The organism is Actinomadura chokoriensis (assembly GCF_039529475.1).
Lineage (GTDB): Bacteria > Actinomycetota > Actinomycetes > Streptosporangiales > Streptosporangiaceae > Spirillospora > Spirillospora bangladeshensis.
Map to the genome: position 1 here is coordinate 88,169 of NZ_BAAAMW010000016.1, position 16,354 is coordinate 104,522.

17 protein-coding genes are annotated in these 16,354 nt (G+C 71.9%); 5 read left to right on the forward strand and 12 right to left on the reverse strand.

Annotated elements, in window-relative coordinates; translation table 11 throughout:
• Positions 1–183: 183 nt before the first annotated feature.
• Positions 184–1,404, reverse strand: a complete 1,221-nt coding sequence (locus tag ABFX46_RS29145; protein ID WP_346047015.1) for a hypothetical protein — start codon at positions 1,402–1,404, stop codon at positions 184–186.
• A gap of 208 nt (positions 1,405–1,612) precedes the next feature.
• Between ABFX46_RS29145 and ABFX46_RS29150 the strand changes: the two genes are divergently transcribed.
• Positions 1,613–2,185, forward strand: coding sequence for a hemerythrin domain-containing protein (locus ABFX46_RS29150; protein WP_346047017.1), 573 nt, complete (start codon positions 1,613–1,615; stop codon positions 2,183–2,185).
• Between the two features lie 40 nt (positions 2,186–2,225).
• Here ABFX46_RS29150 and dacB read toward each other — a convergent pair whose 3' ends face one another.
• The 7 genes from dacB to ABFX46_RS29185 form a co-directional block, all read right to left on the reverse strand.
• Entirely contained in the window at positions 2,226–3,773 is a 1,548-nt protein-coding gene (gene dacB / locus ABFX46_RS29155) for a D-alanyl-D-alanine carboxypeptidase/D-alanyl-D-alanine endopeptidase (protein ID WP_346047019.1), read from the reverse strand.
• A gap of 89 nt (positions 3,774–3,862) precedes the next feature.
• The gene (locus ABFX46_RS29160) at positions 3,863–4,891 is read right to left on the reverse strand and encodes a cyclase family protein (protein WP_346047021.1); all 1,029 of its coding nucleotides are present in this window, start codon (positions 4,889–4,891) and stop codon (positions 3,863–3,865) included.
• Positions 4,891–5,883 (reverse strand): LLM class flavin-dependent oxidoreductase, encoded by a 993-nt coding sequence (locus ABFX46_RS29165; RefSeq protein WP_346047022.1) that lies wholly within the window; start codon positions 5,881–5,883, stop codon positions 4,891–4,893. Before ABFX46_RS29165 ends, ABFX46_RS29160 begins: the two co-directional genes overlap by 1 nt.
• 1 nt (position 5,884) lies before the next feature.
• Positions 5,885–6,985: an ABC transporter substrate-binding protein gene (locus ABFX46_RS29170; RefSeq protein WP_346047024.1), complete on the reverse strand. Its 1,101-nt coding sequence runs from the start codon at positions 6,983–6,985 to the stop codon at positions 5,885–5,887.
• 64 nt (positions 6,986–7,049) lie between these two features.
• Positions 7,050–8,141 (reverse strand): ABC transporter substrate-binding protein, encoded by a 1,092-nt coding sequence (locus ABFX46_RS29175; protein ID WP_346047026.1) that lies wholly within the window; start codon positions 8,139–8,141, stop codon positions 7,050–7,052.
• Positions 8,138–9,028 carry a cupin domain-containing protein gene (locus tag ABFX46_RS29180; protein ID WP_346047028.1) on the reverse strand — a complete coding sequence of 297 codons (891 nt, stop codon included), beginning with the start codon at positions 9,026–9,028 and terminating at the stop codon, positions 8,138–8,140. The genes ABFX46_RS29175 and ABFX46_RS29180 overlap by 4 nt, the downstream gene beginning before the upstream one ends.
• A gap of 33 nt (positions 9,029–9,061) precedes the next feature.
• Entirely contained in the window at positions 9,062–9,967 is a 906-nt protein-coding gene (locus tag ABFX46_RS29185; protein ID WP_346047029.1) for a DUF6282 family protein, read from the reverse strand.
• Between the two features lie 302 nt (positions 9,968–10,269).
• Between ABFX46_RS29185 and ABFX46_RS29190 the strand changes: the two genes are divergently transcribed.
• Genes ABFX46_RS29190 through ABFX46_RS29205 form a run of 4 tightly spaced genes read left to right on the forward strand, consistent with a single transcriptional unit; the run spans position 10,270 to position 13,548 of the window.
• Positions 10,270–11,043, forward strand: a complete 774-nt coding sequence (locus ABFX46_RS29190) for an IclR family transcriptional regulator (protein ID WP_346047031.1) — start codon at positions 10,270–10,272, stop codon at positions 11,041–11,043.
• A 30-nt stretch (positions 11,044–11,073) separates the two neighbouring features.
• Positions 11,074–11,874: an ABC transporter ATP-binding protein gene (locus tag ABFX46_RS29195; protein ID WP_346047033.1), complete on the forward strand. Its 801-nt coding sequence runs from the start codon at positions 11,074–11,076 to the stop codon at positions 11,872–11,874.
• Between the two features lie 8 nt (positions 11,875–11,882).
• Positions 11,883–12,779, forward strand: coding sequence for an ABC transporter permease (locus tag ABFX46_RS29200; RefSeq protein WP_346047035.1), 897 nt, complete (start codon positions 11,883–11,885; stop codon positions 12,777–12,779).
• Positions 12,769–13,548 carry an HpcH/HpaI aldolase family protein gene (locus tag ABFX46_RS29205; RefSeq protein ID WP_346047036.1) on the forward strand — a complete coding sequence of 260 codons (780 nt, stop codon included), beginning with the start codon at positions 12,769–12,771 and terminating at the stop codon, positions 13,546–13,548. Before ABFX46_RS29200 ends, ABFX46_RS29205 begins: the two co-directional genes overlap by 11 nt.
• On the opposite strand, the gene ABFX46_RS29210 is transcribed toward ABFX46_RS29205, so the two are convergent.
• From ABFX46_RS29210 to ABFX46_RS29225, 4 genes are read right to left on the reverse strand one after another with little or no spacing between them, the layout of a single operon-like run.
• A complete protein-coding gene (locus ABFX46_RS29210) occupies positions 13,545–14,831 on the reverse strand; it encodes a cytochrome P450 (protein WP_346047038.1) in 1,287 nt (428 codons plus the stop codon). The two genes, ABFX46_RS29205 and ABFX46_RS29210, sit on opposite strands and share 4 nt — an antisense overlap.
• 1 nt (position 14,832) lies before the next feature.
• Entirely contained in the window at positions 14,833–15,033 is a 201-nt protein-coding gene (locus ABFX46_RS29215) for a ferredoxin (protein WP_346047040.1), read from the reverse strand.
• A complete protein-coding gene (locus ABFX46_RS29220) occupies positions 15,030–15,659 on the reverse strand; it encodes a TetR/AcrR family transcriptional regulator (protein ID WP_346047042.1) in 630 nt (209 codons plus the stop codon). The genes ABFX46_RS29215 and ABFX46_RS29220 overlap by 4 nt, the downstream gene beginning before the upstream one ends.
• A gap of 53 nt (positions 15,660–15,712) precedes the next feature.
• On the reverse strand, positions 15,713–16,147 hold the full coding sequence (locus ABFX46_RS29225) for a hypothetical protein (RefSeq protein WP_346047044.1): 435 nt from the start codon (positions 16,145–16,147) through the stop codon (positions 15,713–15,715).
• Between the last annotated feature and the right edge of the window lie 207 nt (positions 16,148–16,354).

Below are 16,354 nucleotides of genomic sequence, written 5' to 3' on the forward strand. Positions count from 1 at the left end.
CGGCGAGCGCCGGCACCGGAGCACGGTCGTTGCCTCGTGTGCCCGGTCTTCCAGCGCTCATGCACCGTACGCCACCTGTTCCCCGCACCGGCCCCGGTCAGTCCTTACTCGGCGGATCGTGCTCCGGAACCGCCGCGGGGCGTAGGCCCCGGCCGCGGGGCGAAGGCCCCCGGGCCGCCGTCCTCAGGGACGGGCCGCGGGCTTGTCGCGGAGCCGCTCGACGGGGTGCGGGCCCTCGGTCTCCAGCCGGTACTCGTCGCCGAACTTGTCGCGGTGCTCGTCGATGACCCGCTCCTGCGCGCCCCGCTCGGCGTTGATCTTGTCCTGGTACTCCTCGAACCGCTGGTGCGCCTCCTGCACGTACCCGGTGCCGAGCGTCGTCCAGTCGATCTGGGTGGACAGCAGCTCGCGGATCAGCTGCTTGTTCGGCTCGAACGTGACCGGCTCGGGCAGCTCCGGCGCCAGCACCGACTCGGGGTCGCGGCCGTCGTGGCGGCGCATCAGGTCGCAGGCGATGCGCAGGTGCTCCAGCTCCATGTTCAGGTGCAGCTCCCAGATGCCCTTGACACGCGGGTCCGTCTCGGTCTGCATGAACGAGTAGTACAGGTAGCACTCGTTGTACTCGTGGTTGACGAGGCGCTCCCACCAGGTCTCACCCGGGTCGACGAGCGACTCGTAGTGCGTGACGTGTTCCTCCTCCACCAGGCCGATCTCCTGGTAGAGCTGGCGGGCGATCGGCTCCATGTAGAGCGGGCCCATGTTCATGTAGAAGTTCATCGTCTGCTGCTCGGCCGACATGATGGTCAGCGCGTGCAGCTTGGAGATCGGCGCGGCGGCGTTGCGGTCGTAGGGCTGGCGGACGTTGTCGACCGGGTCGCGGTGCTGCTGGTAGCCGGGCCGTCCCGGCATCACCTCGGTGAGCTGGTCGACGATCTTCTCGGCCTTGCGGTGCTCGATGATCTCGTACAGGTTGGCGTACCGGTAGAGGTGGTCGAAGTCCTCCAGCAGCCCGAAGTTGTAGGACTGCTTGAGGTAGGGGTCGGGCTCCTGCCGCGCCACCCACCCGGTCAGGTCGACGGCGACCTGCTCGTAGGCCAGGGTCGTCTCCAGCACCGACGCCTGCCCGGGCAGCAGCCAGTTGACGACCTTCTGCTGCTGCGCCTCGATGTAGCGGACGCTCGCCAGCTGCTGCTTGACCTCAGGGTCGGGACAGACCCGGGCGAAGTGGTGGCTGAACATGATCGCCTCCACCTCGATCCCGTTCATCGTGATGATGCGGCACCGGGTGTAGGGATCGGAATGGTCGGGGTCGACCGGCGCGACGTCCAGCTGCGCCCAGTTGCGCAACTGGTCCTCCAGCGGGATGCCGCGGTGTTCGAGCGGGTTGAAGGCCACCAGGCTCACCCTTTCCTCTCGGTTCGTGGACGTTCCGGAGTGCGCCCCTACCCGGACAGTCCGGTTCCGCACGGGATCCGGGCCGTGCTTCCGGATCCCAGACGTGTTCTTTGCCCGTGCCTCCCCGCGCGTCGGCTTACCTGGGGCCGCTTCGGGTACCCACACGTCCAGCCGTCGCCGGGACGGCACGTCACCGAGGGACCGAGGACGAGCACTGATGCAGACCACACCCGCAGGCGCCGAGAAGACCGAGGACGTCGTCGACCTGCTGCGCGCGCAGCACGGCCGGATCAGGGACCTGTTCGACGAGGTGATGCACTCCGAGGGGGAGGAGCGCGAGCGGTCCTTCCGGGAGCTCGTGAAGCTGCTGGCGATCCACGAGACGGCCGAGGAGGAGATCGTCCATCCGATGGCCCGGCGGCTCCCCGGCGGCGACGGCATCGTGGACGACCGGCTGGCCGAGGAGCGCGAGGCCAAGGAGCTGCTGTCCGAACTGGACGGCATGGACCTCGACGACCCGCGCTTCATGAAGTCGCTCGACAAGCTGCGCATGGACGTGCTGACCCACGCCCGCGCCGAGGAGCGCTACGAGTTCGACCGGCTGAAGGTCGAGTTCAGCCCGGCGCAGCTCAAGGGCTTCGCCGCCGCCGTCCGCGCCGCCGAGGCGAGCGCGCCGACGCATCCGCACGCCGGGGCTGAGACGGCGAAGAAGAACATGCTGGCCGGGCCGATGCTCGCGATGGTCGACCGCGTCCGCGACATGATCCGCGACGCCCGCGACAAGCACTGACCCGCACAACAGGCACCGACGCGCGGCGGGAACCGGGCGGTCAGCAGCTCTTGGTCCAGGAGCACTCCAGTTGCGGGCCCGTCTGGGTCGTGCGCCGCATGCGCGGCACGGCGGAGGACGTCCCGCCGGCGAGGCGGACCGCGATCCGGTCCTCGATGTCCTTGGGCGCGCCGCCCGTGTAGCCGTTGAGGATCACCGAGAAGACGAGCCGGTGCCCGGACGCGTCCGCGACGTAGCCCGACAGGGCCGTGGCGCCGGTCAGTGTGCCCGTCTTGGCGTGGACGTTCCCGGCCGCCGGGGTGCCGCCCATCCGCGAGGTCAGCGTGCCGCCGACCATGCGGTCCGGGTCGCCCGCGACGGGCAGCGCCCGGTACCAGCCGGGGAACCAACGCGCCTTCCGCACGTGCCGCAGAGCGGTGCTCACGTCGCCGGCGGTGGTGCGGTCGAGCCGCGACAGCCCCGACCCGTCGGCCATCTCCAGCCGGTCGGACGGGACGCCGAGCGACCGGGCGTACCGCTCGATCACCGGGAGCCCGGCGTCCCAGCTGCCCTCACCGCCGGCCTTCCGCCCGATCGCCTTGACCAGGGTCTCGGCGATCATGTTGTTGCTCAGCTTCAGGAACGGGACCATCAGCTCCGACAGCGGCATCGACGCGCGGGTGGCGATCCGGGCGGCGCGCGCCGGCGTCCTGCCGCGCTCGGTCGTGCCCTCGACCCGGACGCCGTGGGCCTCCAGCGCCTTCCGGAAGACGTCCGCCGCGTACATCGTCGGCTTCCCGACCGTGCGCAGCGTGCTGAAGGTCGAGCCGCTCACCGGATACGAGCCGCTCACCACGATGGTGTCGCTCCCGGCGGCCCGGTCGATCGACAGCGTGGACGGCGTCCCGGCCCGTCCCGTCACCGCCCGGTTGTCGATCTCGACGGCGTCGGTCGCGGGGACGAGCCCGACCCGCACCGGCCCGCCCTCCTCGCCGGGCCCGATCGACACGTTGACGGAGCCGGTGTCGAAGTCGTCGTTCGGCGCGACGTTGAGCGCGGAGATCGGCGCGGCGTAGTAGTACTGCAGGTCGGCCGGGTCCCAGTGGGACGGTGTCCGGACGTCGTCGAACCACGTGTCGTCCGCGACGAGGTCGCCCTCCACGCGGCGGACGCCCTTCGCGGCGACCTGCGCGGCCAGCCGGTCGTACTCGGCGGCCCGCATCGTCGGGTCGCCGGTGCCCTTCAGGTACAGATCGCCTCTGACGGACGGACCGACCGTCGTCCCGGGGGCCGGCGCGGCGTACACGCTCGTGCGGAACCGGTACCCGGTGCCGAGCAGCGACAGCGCCGCGCTGGAGGTGTAGATCTTCAGGTTCGAGGCGGGCAGCACCGGCGTGGCCGCGCCGCGCGAGTAGCGGACGGCGCCCGTCCGCGCGTCCCGCACGACCACGCCGACGGAGGCGCCGTCGAGCCGCGCGTCGGCGAGGATGGCGTCGAGGTCGCCGCGCAGGTCACCCGGCGCGGCCGCCCGCGCGGGCACCGCCGGCGCGCCGAACACCACCGCACCGGCGACCAGGACGGCCCCCACCCGCACCACTTGATCATGCATGGACCGAGCGTAAACCCATCACGTCGACACGGTCAGGAGTTCGAGTAAGCCGGGAATGGACCCCGGCCGGCGCGCACCGCCGCGTCCGCCTACTTGATCGCCATGGCGTTGGGCGGCGACCCGACGCCGCCGATGAGGTTCAGCGGCTTCGCGGTCAGCATGAACTCGTAGCGGCGGTCGTCATGGCAGTCCGCGGCGAGCGCTTCCAGGTTCCACAGCTCGCCGAGGAAGAGGCCGAGCAGCGCGATCAGCGGGCGGTGCATCATCCCGTTGTGGACCACGCCGCGTTCGGGCGGCGGCTCGTCCGGGTCGACCAGGCCGGAGTCCGGGTTGACCGGATGGGACTCCACGCCCAGGTCGTCGGAGGCGACCATGGCGAACCGGTGGTCCCAGAGCCACCCGATCATCTCGTGCGACTGGATCAGCCCGGGGTGCCTGATCCTGGACTTGAACGAGCGCCGGTCCTCCTCGGTGACGTCGTTGAGCCAGTACGAGGCCCAGCCGACCCGGAGCAGGAGCACGTCCCCCGGCCGGAACTCGACGCCCTGCGCCGCCGCCGCGGCGTCCAGGTCGGCCGGCGTGATCATGTAGTTGCCGGCCGGGTCGAGCGGCGTGCCGCGGTCGGCGAAGTACCGGGCGAGGTCGAGCAGGACGCCCCGCGCCACGATCCCGCGCTGCGCGACCGCCTGGATGCCGAGCGCCGGGGTCTCCTCGGCGATCTCCTCGTCCGGCACGCCCCCGTAGAACCCGTACTTCGGGTGCCGGATGTGCCGCAGCCCGTCGATCTGGGACGTCGACTGGAGATAGAACGAGTCCAGCCAGTCGTCGCGGTGGTGGGGATTGTTGGCGAAGATGTTGTGCACGGTCGCCGGACGCGTCCCGGCCGGCGGCGGGACGAAGGCGTTCAGCGGGTAGTCGAGGTTGAACACCGAGCCGCGGCGGACGAGGCCGACCGCCTCCCGCACCTGGCGCGGGCCGATGAAGTTGAGCGTGCCCAGCTCGTCGCCGGCGCCGAAGACGCCCCACGACGAGCCGGGCGGAGCGTCCTCGCGTGCCAGCAGCTCCCGGTACGTCGGAATACCGTCCTGCGCGTCCACCTGTCCGTTTCCCCTTTCCATCAACGCACCCGGTCCTTGCCCAGTTCAGGCAGCACGGCGTCCCCTACCAGCCGGAGCGTCCGCCGGGCCGCCTCCGGAGGGGTCCCGTACGGCGCGACCCGGAGCTGGACGGACGTGACGCCGAACGACGCGTAGCGCCGGAGCGCCGCCGCGACGCCGGCGGGCGAGCCGACCAGCGGGAAGCGGGGCGCCTCCGGCCCGTCCGCGCCCATCCACGCGCGCCGGGCGGTGTAGTAGTCCCGGACGGGCGCGAAGTACCGGGCCGCCGCCTCCCGCGCCCGGCCGGCGTCCTCGTCCACCAGGCACAGGCGGGTGACCGCCACGTCGCCCGGTTCGCCCGCCCGCGCGTCCCAGTAGTCGGCGGCCCGCGCGGCCAGCAGCCCGTCGCCGTAGTTGGTGGCCGCGTAGTAGCCGTCGCCGAGGACCGCGGCCCGGACCGCGGCCGCGCGGGTCCGCCCGCCGAGGAGCATCGGCGGCCCGCCCGGCCGCGCGGGCGGCGGGGCGACCGGCGCGGCGCCCGCCCCCGCCGCCCCGGGCGCGGCCGACCAGGTCTCGCGCAGGAAGGCGACGAGGTCGGCGAACCACTCCGCCGGCTTCCGGCCGGCCGTGCCGCCGCCCACCCGCCCGGCCAGGTCGGCGTTGCCGAGGGCGAGGCCGAGGGTCAGCCGGCCGCCGCACAGCTGGTCGACGAGCGCCGCCTCGTAGGCGAGCCGCCGCGGCTCGTACGCGCGGGCGAGCAGCACCGCCGTGCCGAGCGGCAGGTCCGTCCGCCCGGCGAGGTGGCCGAGGACGGTCAGCACGGCCGGCAGGTGGAACACCTCGGGCCGGACGTGGTAGCTCTCGCCCGCCCACGCCGACGTCAGCCCGTTCGCGCGCGCCGTCTCCAGCAGCTCCGCGGCGCGGTCGAGCTGGGGGCGGGTCGCGGCCGCCGAGCCCAGGTCGACCGCGACACCGAGCCGGACGCCGTCCGCCGGCGCGGGATTCGCCGCCATGTCAGGACGTCTTCTTCGCAGCGGCGCGGACGTCGTCGTAGGAGAACTTGTTGATCTCTGGCATGAGGTCATTGGTGAAGATGTCGGCGGCCGGGAACTCCTTGTCGATCAGCCCGGCGGTGGCGGCGAACGTGATGGTGGCGGTGACCCCGGCCGGGTCGATCTCGCCCCAGCGCTCACCTTCCCCCGGCGCGACGTTCATGCCGTCCAGCCGGACCTTCAGCACCTTGACCTGCTCGTCCAGTGCCTGTTCGGAGTCCGCCGCGGCCCCGGTCCCCTTGGTCTCGGGGTGCAGCTTCCACAGGTCGCGCACCGCGGCCTCGGGGTCGGCCTGGGCGAAGACCACGCCCTCGGCGAACGCCCGGCCGAGCCTGACCATGAGGTCCCGCTCGTCCTTCAGGTCGCCCTTCCGCACCGCGAGCCCGCCGCCGAACAGGTTCTCGGTGCCGGGCACCGGCAGCGGCTGGAGCTTCACGCCCTTGTTCTCGACGATCTGGTACTGGGTGTCCCACAGCGCCAGCGCGTCGACCTTGCCGCTCTTGATCGCGTCGAGCTGCTCCGCGCCGGCGCCGATCGGCACCAGCTTGATCGAGTTCGGGTCGAGGCCCTGCATCTTGAGCGCGGTGCGGGCGAAGGTGGCGCCCGAGCTGGCCACGGCCGTGACGCCGACGCGCTTGCCCTCCAGATCGGCGACCGAGGCGATCCCCGACCCCTGCGGGACCTTGAGGCTGTAGATCCAGCGCGTCCAGTACTGCGCGAAGTAGGTCAGGTCGGCGCCCTTGGTGCGCCCGATCGCCACGGGTTCCGGCGTCATCAGCCCGACGTCCACCTTGCCGGAGACCACCTGCTGGGCGACCTGGGTGCCGGACGGGAACAGCAGCACCTCGACGTCCAGGTTCTCCTTGGCGAAGTAGCCCCTGGCCTCCGAGACGGCGAGGGTGGCGTAGCCGGCGTTCCAGCTCGGCGAGCCGATCGCGAGCTTGATCGTGTCGCGCCCGCCGGGCGACGTGCCGCCGGAGGGGTCGCCGCATCCGGCCAGTCCGAGGGCCGCCAGGGCCAGCGCCATGACCGGCGCCAGCCGGGCGAGTCCGATGGATTTCATGAAATCCCCCTTGGTGCGGATTTCCGGGGTGGGTGGAGGGAGGCGGGGGACGGGGGCACACCGGCTATTTCGCGGCCTTCGCCGCGGCACGGACATCGGCGTGGGAGAACTCGTTGATCTCGGGGATGAGGTCGTTGGTGAAGATCTCGGTGGCCGGGAACGTCTTCTTGATCAGCCCTGCCTCCTTCATGAACGACACCGTGGCCGCGACGGCCTTCTCGTCCATCTCGCCCCACCGGTCGTGCCCGGGTTCGACGCCCTGGCCGTCCAGCCGGACCTTGAGCACCTTGGCCTGATCGGCGAGCAGGGTCTGCTCGGGTGCGGACGCCGGGCCCCGGGCCTCCGGGTGCAGCTTCCACAGGTCTCGCACCGCGGCCTCGGGGTTCGCTTGGGCGAACACCATGGCCTTGGCCATCGCCCTGCCGAACCGGGTCAGCGCGTCACGCCTGTCCTTCAGGTCGCCGGCCTTGACCGCGAATCCCCCGCCGAACAGGTTCGCCGTCGAGGCGACCGGCAGCGGGGTGAGGCCGATGCCGGCGTTCTCGATGATCTGGTACTGGGTGTCCCAGAGGCCGAGCGCGTCCACCTTTCCGCTCTTGATCGCGTTCAGCTGCTCGGCTCCCCCGCCGATCGGGATGAACTTCACCGATTCGGGGTCCTGGCCCTCCATCCTCATGGCGGTGCGCACGAACGTCGCGCCGGAACTGGCGACGGCGGTGACGCCGACCCGCTTGCCGGGCAGGTCCGCGATGCTCCGCACGGCGGACCCCGCGGGCACCTGGATGTTGGAGATCCACTTGGGGTAGTAGCCGGCGAAGTAGACCAGCGCGGTCCCCTTCTCCCGCCCGATGCCCACGGGCTCGGCCGTCACCAGTGCGAGGTCGGACTGCCCGGCGATGACCTGCTGCGCGGCCTGGGTGCCGGAGGCGAACAGCGAGACCCTGACGTCCACCTTCTCCTGCGCGAAGTAGGTGCGGGCCTCCGCGACCGCCAGGGTGGAGAAGCCGGCGTTCCAGGTCGGGGTCGCGATCGCCACCTTGAGCACGTCCCGGCCGTCGGCCGTCGTCTCCGGGCCGGACGACCCGCAGGAGACGGCGGTGAAGGCCGCGAGGACGACCGCGGCCAGGACCGCCGCCGGCTTGATCCGCGGGTTCATGCCCCGTCCTCCCCGGACGGGCCCGGGACGGGGTACTCGTCGGCGTTCAGGACGAGTCCCGGCCGCGCGGAGAAGTCGGCGCGCGGCGGGCAGAAGATGTCGATCAGCTGGTTGCGGCCGGGCCCGACCGCCTGCGTCGTGTGCACCGCCGTCGGCGGGATCACGGCGACCGACGGGCTGCCGCACTCGCGGTGGTCGTCGGGGAGCCAGTCGCTCATCCGGCGCGTCCACGGCGTGCGGATGTGGTGGACGAAGTCGCCCTCGACCGCCAGCGAGCACTGCTCGAAGTCGTCGTGCTGGTGGGGGGAGAGCGCCTCGGGGTCCCGGACGCCGATCCGCGGGTTCAGGAAGTTCACCATGAACGTGCTGCACCGGAAGATGCGCCCGAACCGGCCCGGGTCCACGGGCGCCTCCGACAGCGGGTAGGCGCGGATGCGGTGGCCGCCCGGCGGGTCCGGCCAGGGCCGCCACGGCGCGACCCGGGTGTTGGGCCGCTCGTAGCCGTCCTGGTTCAGGCTCCGCCGCGCGAGCTCCTCGTCGGACGCCACGGTGAACAGGCGCACGACGTCGCAGTCGGCGTCCGCCACGACCGAGGACGAGCCGGGCGGCATGACGATCACGGCCTGGCCCGACACCGTCCGCTTGTCGTCCGGGGTGCGCACGGTCACCGCGCACCCCTCGTGCGGCAGGACGACGACGTACTCGTCGGCCTGGTCGTCGCGGGCCAACTCGTCACCCTCGACGGCGGAGGAGTAGGCGACGACGAAGTTCTGCCCGCGGGCGAGCCAGGTCCGGGTCCCGGCCGCGGAGCGCGTGCTCGGCTCCAGGCCGGGGAATTCGACGTACGCGGCCGGCACGCTCGGCTGGTTCTGCTGCTGCGCTTGCACTGGGGGCTCCTGTTCTGCGGTCGTCCGCCCGGTTCAGTCGTCCAGGCCGAGCAGGTACGCCGGGTTGTCGCAGGCGATCCGGCGCAGCGCCGACTCGCTCAGGCCGAGGTCGAGCAGCGCCGACCCGACCCGGATGAACGCGTCCACGGGCAGCGGGCGGCCGGCCTGCCCGAGGTCGGAGGCGAGGACGGTGTGCTCGGGGCCGATGGTCTCGATCCAGGTGAGCAGGTCCCGGGGATCCCACTTGCGGTAGCCCTCCGGGTCGTACATGCCGACCTCGTGCTCGACGTAGGCGCCGCCGCGCACCAGTTCCAGGCACTGCTCCGGCTCGGCGCCGATGACGAAGTTCGGATGGTTGATCACCTTGCGGGCGATGCCGCGGCGCCCGCCCTCCTCGAAGAGCTGGGCGATGGTCTCCGGCGGGAGGTGGCCGCCGGACAGCATCGCGCCGCTCTCGGCGATGAGGTCGAGCACCTCCAGCGCCTCGGGCAGGAGCGCGCCGTCGTCGCCGAGCACCTCCACCCGCCCGGACGGGACGTCGACGGTCGCGGTGGGGAAGCCGCCGCCCTCGGGGTGGCAGTCGATGTGCCGGCCGGAGGAGAGGGTCGGGAACCAGACGGCCTTCCCGCCCATCCGCAGGCTCATCGCGACGGCGTACGGGTTGATGCCGCCGACCTGGCTGTTGAGGGCGATGCCGCCGAACACCCGGGTCGGGCTCTCGGCCAGCCGGTCGCCCATCGCCAGCAGGTCCATCACGGTGCTGTGGTGGTGCGACTTGACGAGGATCGCCCGCATCTCCAGCCGCTCGCCGTCGAAGGCGGCGTCCGCGTGGTCGAAGCGGCGGGGGAAGGGGCTCGGCCCGGAGTGGCAGTGAATGTCGACCGCGCCGCGCAGCACGGTCGTGATCGCGCCGGCTCCTGTCGCGCTGGGTCCTGTCATCTACGACCTCCTTGATGTTCGCGATGCAGACTAAGTGACCACTTTGTGAACGTCAATGGTCGACCTGCGAATTCTTGCCCGAGGGGCTCTCCCATCCGCGCCAACAGAGGGAAGCGGCTACAGAACAAGCCTTCTACGGGCAGTATCAAGGCAGTCGCAAGCGATCCACCGACGCACCCAGGCCGCGAAGCTCGTGTCTTGCGTGATCCAGATCACTTTGCTACCATGCGTCCTCACACATATTTTGAACATCAAGTTCAGATAGCGAGCATGGCCGGAGGGTGCGGCCGAGGGGGACGCAGATGACGGAGCAGGGCCAGTCGGATATCCAGGCCGTGAGCCGGATGGCCCAGATACTCGGACTGTTCGGGCCGGAGGATCCGGAGCTCTCGGTGTCGGAGGCGACCGAGCGGCTGAACCTCAACCGCACGACGGTGCACCGGTACCTCACCTCCATGACCGCCGCCGGGCTCCTGGAGCGCGGCAGCCGCCCCGCGAGCTACACGCCCGGCCGGCTGATCATCCAGCTCGGCGCGTTCGCGATCGGGCAGCGGCGCATCATCCAGCTCGCGCCCGCCCACCTGCGCGACCTGGCCCAGCGGACGGAGGTCTCCGCGGTGCTGTCGCTGTGGGGGCCGTCCGGCCCGGTGGTGTCGCTGGTCGAGGAGGACTCCGCGCACGGCACGATCGTCACGGTGCGGGTCGGCTCGCAGCTGTCCCTCGACACCGCGCAGGCCATCGCCTTCCTGGCGTTCCTGCCCGACCAGCTCCAAGTCGACCGGCTGCTGGCGTCCCTGCCGTCCGCCCAGCGCAGCGGGCTGGTCGAGCGGATCGCCACCGCCCGCGAGACCGGGCTCAGCATCTACCCGGCGAACCGGCGCGGCATCAGCGTCATCTCGGCGCCCGTGTTCGCCGACTCCGGGGTGTGCGCCACCATCGCCGCGATCGGCACCGACCGGATGCTGCCGACGGCCCCCGACGGCCGGCCGGCACTCGCCGTCAAGGAGACCGCCGCCGCCCTCACCAAGGAGATGGGCGGAACCTCGCCCGATGCCCAGAGCGACCCCAGCGATTAGCGATTAGCGATTAGCGATTAGGACGTGAGCATGCCAACCCCATCGCGCCCGCCGACCGTCACCGACATCGCCGTCGAACTCCGGAACATCACCATGCGCTACCGGGCCAAGCGCGGCCGGGCCGTCCTGGCGCTGGAGGACGTCGACCTCAGCATCGCCGAGGGCCAGTTCGTGTCGATCGTCGGCCCGAGCGGCTGCGGCAAGAGCACCCTCCTCAAGATCATCATGGGGCTGACCCGGCAGACCGCCGGCGAGGTGGTGTTCGGCCCGTCCCGCAGCCACGCGAACATGCTGGGGATGGTCTTCCAGCAGCCCCTCCTGCTGCCGTGGCGCACCGTCGCGAAGAACATGCTGATCTCCCATGACCTGCAGCCCCGGCTGCCGCGCGCGGAACTCGACGAGCGCGTCGCCGAGCAGCTCGACATGCTGGGGCTGCGCGACTTCGCCGACCAGTACCCGAGCGAGCTGTCGGGGGGCATGCAGCAGCGGGTCGGCATCGGCCGGGCGCTGCTGCACGACCCCCGCATCCTGCTGATGGACGAGCCGTTCGGCGCGCTGGACGCGATGACCCGCGACCAGATGGGGCTGGACCTGCTCGACATCTGGGAACGGGACCGCAAGACCGTCCTCTTCGTCACCCACAGCATCCCCGAGGCCGTGCTCCTGTCCGACCGCGTCGTCGTCATGACCCCGCGGCCCGGCCGCATCGCCGAGGTCATCGACGTGGACCTGGCCCGCCCGCGGCGCCTGGAGGACATCAACACACCGGAGTTCGGCGCCATCGCCTCCCGCATCCGGGTCCTCCTCAACTCCGAGCACAGCGCGCACTAGGGGTGATCATGAAGCTTGGCAACACGCGGACCGCGTCCGGCGTCGCGACCGACGACCGAGGCGGCGGCAGCGGCGGCGGCGGGACCCGCGAGCCCGCGCCCCGGCCGGCGGCGCGGACGGCGCCCCGGCGGCAGGTCCCCGGATTCGTGCTCAGCTGGGGGCTGTTCCTCATCCTCCTCGGCCTGTGGCAGCTGATCGTCCGCGCCTTCGACGTGTCGATCGTGCTCGTGCCGGCCCCGTCCAACGTCTTCCGCTCGCTGGTGGACGGGCTGGAGAGCGGGTTCCTGCTGGAGCACATGTGGGTCACCATGAAGGAGATCCTCATCGGCTTCGGCCTGGCGATCGGCATGGCGCTGGCGTCGGCGGGGCTGATCATCCAGTTCCGCATCGTGGACAAGGCGCTGCTGCCGATCCTCGTGCTGATCCAGACCATCCCCAAGGTCGCCATGGCGCCGCTGCTGCTGATGTGGTTCGGCATCGGCATGACGTCCAAGGTGCTGACGATCGCGCTGATCGCCTACTTCCCCCTGCTCGTCAACACCATCCTCGGGCTGCGCTCGGCCGAGCCCGAGCAGATCGACATGCTGCGGTCGTTCGGCGCCGGCGAGTTCCAGATCATGCGCAGGCTGCGGCTCCCCTCGGCGCTCCCGCACATCTTCGCGGGGCTCGACGTCGCGGTGATCCTCTCGGTCACCGGCGCCGTCGTCGCCGAGTTCGTCGGCGCCACCGCCGGCCTCGGCTACACGATCCAGGCCACCAACTTCAACATGGACGTGGCCCGGACGTTCGCCGTCGTGGTGCTGCTGTCGATCATCGGCATGACCCTGCACGCGGTCGTCGTGACGGCCAACCGGTGGCTGGTGTTCTGGGCGCCCTCCGGGAAGGAGCACGCACGTGACCTCTGACCTCCCCGACCTGTTCGCGGACGGACGCGGCGTCCCGCTGGGAAGCTGGATCAAGATGACCGGCTCGGAGAGCGTCGAGATCGCCGCCTCCGCGGGCTTCGACTTCATCGTCGTCGACCTCGAGCACTCCATGCTGGGCATGTCCGACGCCTACCGGCACATCGTCGTGGCGTCGGGCCTCGGGCTGGTCCCGCTCGTGCGCGTCCCCTCCCACGACCACGGGATCGTGCAGCGCGTCCTGGACGCGGGCGCCGCCGGGATCCTCGTCCCGCACGTCGACACGGCCGAGCAGGCCGAGGCGGTCGCGCGGATGGTGCGGTTCCCCGGCGCGGGCATCCGCGGTTCCGGGGCGACGAGCCGCGCCGGCGGCTGGGGGCTGCGCCCCCGCCGGGACTACCTCCGCTTCGGCAACGAGCGGGCGCTGTGCATCCCGCAACTGGAGAGCGAGGAGGCCCTGCGCAACGCTCCGGCCATCCTCGCCGTCGCGGGCGTGGACGCCGTCCTCATCGGCGCGGCGGACCTCGCCCTGTCGATGGGGGTCACCGCGGGCGACCCCCGGCTCGCCGAGCTGATCCGGTCGGGGCTGAGCACGGCCGAGGCCGCGGGCCTGCCCTGCGGCACGGCGGTGGGCGGCGCGGCCGCGGCGACCGGCGCTATCGCCCAGGGCTTCGGCTTCGTGGTGGCCGCCAACGACACCACCCTCCTCGCGAAGGCCGCGACGGCGCTCGTCCAGCAGATCAAGGAGGCCCCTGCTCCGGCCCGGACCTAGACCTCCCTCCCCGCAGTGATCCGGAGGGGGAGGGTGCGGGGGCCGCGCACTTGGCCGGCGGCCCAGGTCACTGCGGACGGGTCCTCCAAGGTGAAGGACGGGATGCGCTCCAGCCAGACTTCCAGGGCGACGCGGAGTTCCATGCGGGCGAGGTGGGAGCCGACGCAGCGGTGGATGCCGAGGCCGAAGGCGGCGTGCCGGTTGACCTCCCGGTCGATGGCGACCTCGTCCGCCCGGTCGAACTGCGCGGGATCGCGGTTGGCGGCCGGGAAGGACAGCAGCACCCAGTCGTCGGCCTTCATGTCGACGCCGCGCCAGTGCATGTCCTCCTTCACCAGCCGTGCCATCGTGACCGGGGCGTAGGCGCGGAGGAACTCCTCCATCGCGGTCGGCAGCAGCGACGGTTCGGCGACGAGGCGCTCGCGGTCGGCCGGCGTCCTCGCCAGGTGCCACAGCGAGGCGCCGATCGCACTCCAGGTGGTGTCGATGCCGGCGATCAGCAGGAGCGCCATCGTCCCGGACACGTGGGACGCGTCGAGCTTCCGCCCGTACAGCTCGGCCTCGATCAGGTACGTGGTGAGGTCGTCGCGCGGGTTGTCGACGTGGTCGCGGATCTGCTCCAGCAGGTACTCGAACAGCGTGTCCATGCGGGCGATGCGCTCGTCCGGCGGCAGGTTGACGCCTTCGAGGGTGTTCTCGACGAACTCGCGGAACCGGGGGCCGTCCTCGGGCGGGAAGCCGAGCATGTCGGCGATGACCCGCATCGGGATGTGCTGGGCGTACTCGTGCGCGGCGTCCACGACGTCGCGGCCCTCGAAGGAGTCGACGAGACCGTGGCAGAACGCCCGCGTCCCCTCCTCCAGCTTCTGGACGGAGGACTTCTTGAACGCGGGCAGCAGCAGTTTGCGCGCGTCGTGGTGGAACGGCGGGTCGGACGAGATCGGCGGCGTGACGCCGACCGGCGCGACGTCCCGCGGCGGCCGGTAGTTGCTCATCACCACCGACCGGGAGGTGAAGCGCTCGGTGTCGTAGGCGATCGCGGCGACGTCCTCGTACCGGGTCGGCAGCCAGCCGCCGCCGAACCGCTCGGTCCGCGCGACGGGGCAGCGGGACCGCAGGTCGTCCTGGATCGGGTACGGGTCGGCGGCCCATTCCGGTTCCAGGTGGGAGAAGTCGGTCGCCCAGTCCGACACCGGGCCGGTGACGACCTCGTTGCGCGTGCCGAGCGGGGTGGTGTCGCGGGTGCCGGAGAAGCGGTCGTCGGCGCGGTCGTCGGCGGCCATGTCATGCCTCCTTGAGGACGTCGATGGCGCGTTCCGGGCAGTTCGCCGCCGCGAGGCGCGCGTCCTGCTCCCGGTCCGCGGGCACGGCGCCGCCGCCGAGGACGGTGCCGTAGCCCTCGTCGTCCTCGCCGAAGAGGTCGGGTGCCAGGTCGTAGCAGCGGCCGTGCCCCTGGCAGCGTTCGGAGTCGATCCGCACCTTCATGGCGTTCCTTCCGTCCGGCCTTCCGGGTGGGCCTCGGCGCCGGGCGGTGCGAGCGCGGCGACGATGCGGGCCAGCAGCGCGGACCACTCCCCGTCCTCGACCGCGTGCAGGTCCGGCGTGACGAGCGCGCTGCCCATGCCGAGCAGGAGGCAGAGGTGGGCGAGCGCGTTCGGGGACAGGGCGGGGTCGATCTCGTCCCCGGCCTGGGCGATGCGCACCAGGTCGGCGAGCAGGCCGGCGCGCTCGTGGACGTAGCCGTTCATCGGCCGGGCGACGTCGCGGTCCCGGCGGGCGGCGGCGAGCGCCGCCACGACGAGGTCGCCGCGCGCGTCGCGGCGCTGCGGGAGGGAGCGGCCGGCGGCGAGCAACAGCTCGGTGACCGGCCGGTCCGGGTCGGCGGCGAACAGCTCGTCCAGCTCCCGCCGCCCGTGCGCGCGCAGCGCCGCGACCAGCAGGTCCGCCTTCGAGCCGAAGTGCGCGTAGAGCGCGCCGTTGCTGACGCCCGCCGCCCGCGCGATGTCGGCGACGCGCGTCCCGTCGTACCCGTGCCGGGCGAACGCCTCGGCCGCGGCGCGCAGCAGCCGCTCACGGGTCTCCGCGGCGGTGACGCCCGCGATGCGTCCCATGAGGGAATTAAAAGACCGTTCATTTGATGGGGTCAACCCCCATCCGGCGCGCCTCAGCCCACCGAGGCGCCGGTCGCGCGCGCTTCGGTCCGCTCCCTCCGGTGGACGGTGAAGAAGCCGATGAGGGCACCGACCGCGGCGACCGCCTCACCGGTGAAGCTGATCGTCTTGTCGGCGTACCACTGCGGGTCGTACATGCGCGGGATCGGGCCGAGCTGCCCGAAGTCGACGAAGTAGTAGAGCAGGACGGCGCCGGCGGCGCTCGCCGCGACGATGAACGCGATGGCGTAGGTCCACCTCCGCGCCCACACCAGCACGAGGACGGCCGCCACCGCCGCCGCGATGGCCTGCCCGTAGAAGAGGTCGTCCCCGGGGATGACGTCGTCGGGGGTGTTCGGCCCGGGGGCCATGTCCGGCGCGAACCGCCAGTGCACGATGGCGTCGGCCGCGAGTCCGGCGGCCACGATCAGACGAAGAACGATGCCCATACCCATTGCACGTGGATACCCGGCTGCCGGATCAACCCTCCGGAACATTTCCGCGGGCCGATCCCGGACGGGGAGGGCTCCGGCGGGTGCCGAACAGGGCCGTGCGGGGGGCAGGCGGGGGCCGTGCGGGGCCGGCGGGCGGGAGTCGGCACTTCGAGGACCTTGGAGTGATTAGTCCGGTATGCTCCACGAGCCTCCTCTCAGGAT

Coding starts and splice junctions, on each gene's coding strand:
- ABFX46_RS29165 (WP_346047022.1), bottom strand. CDS start 5,883: ATGGCGGCGAATCCCGCGCCGGCGGACGGCGTCCGGCTCGGTGTCGCG.
- ABFX46_RS29215 (WP_346047040.1), bottom strand. CDS start 15,033: ATGAAGGTGCGGATCGACTCCGAACGCTGCCAGGGGCACGGCCGCTGC.
- ABFX46_RS29210 (WP_346047038.1), bottom strand. CDS start 14,831: ATGGCCGCCGACGACCGCGCCGACGACCGCTTCTCCGGCACCCGCGAC.
- ABFX46_RS29185 (WP_346047029.1), bottom strand. CDS start 9,967: ATGACAGGACCCAGCGCGACAGGAGCCGGCGCGATCACGACCGTGCTG.
- ABFX46_RS29170 (WP_346047024.1), bottom strand. CDS start 6,985: ATGAAATCCATCGGACTCGCCCGGCTGGCGCCGGTCATGGCGCTGGCC.
- dacB (WP_346047019.1), bottom strand. CDS start 3,773: ATGCATGATCAAGTGGTGCGGGTGGGGGCCGTCCTGGTCGCCGGTGCG.
- ABFX46_RS29195 (WP_346047033.1), top strand. CDS start 11,074: ATGCCAACCCCATCGCGCCCGCCGACCGTCACCGACATCGCCGTCGAA.
- ABFX46_RS29150 (WP_346047017.1), top strand. CDS start 1,613: ATGCAGACCACACCCGCAGGCGCCGAGAAGACCGAGGACGTCGTCGAC.
- ABFX46_RS29200 (WP_346047035.1), top strand. CDS start 11,883: ATGAAGCTTGGCAACACGCGGACCGCGTCCGGCGTCGCGACCGACGAC.
- ABFX46_RS29190 (WP_346047031.1), top strand. CDS start 10,270: ATGACGGAGCAGGGCCAGTCGGATATCCAGGCCGTGAGCCGGATGGCC.
- ABFX46_RS29220 (WP_346047042.1), bottom strand. CDS start 15,659: ATGGGACGCATCGCGGGCGTCACCGCCGCGGAGACCCGTGAGCGGCTG.
- ABFX46_RS29175 (WP_346047026.1), bottom strand. CDS start 8,141: ATGAACCCGCGGATCAAGCCGGCGGCGGTCCTGGCCGCGGTCGTCCTC.
- ABFX46_RS29225 (WP_346047044.1), bottom strand. CDS start 16,147: ATGGGCATCGTTCTTCGTCTGATCGTGGCCGCCGGACTCGCGGCCGAC.
- ABFX46_RS29160 (WP_346047021.1), bottom strand. CDS start 4,891: ATGGAAAGGGGAAACGGACAGGTGGACGCGCAGGACGGTATTCCGACG.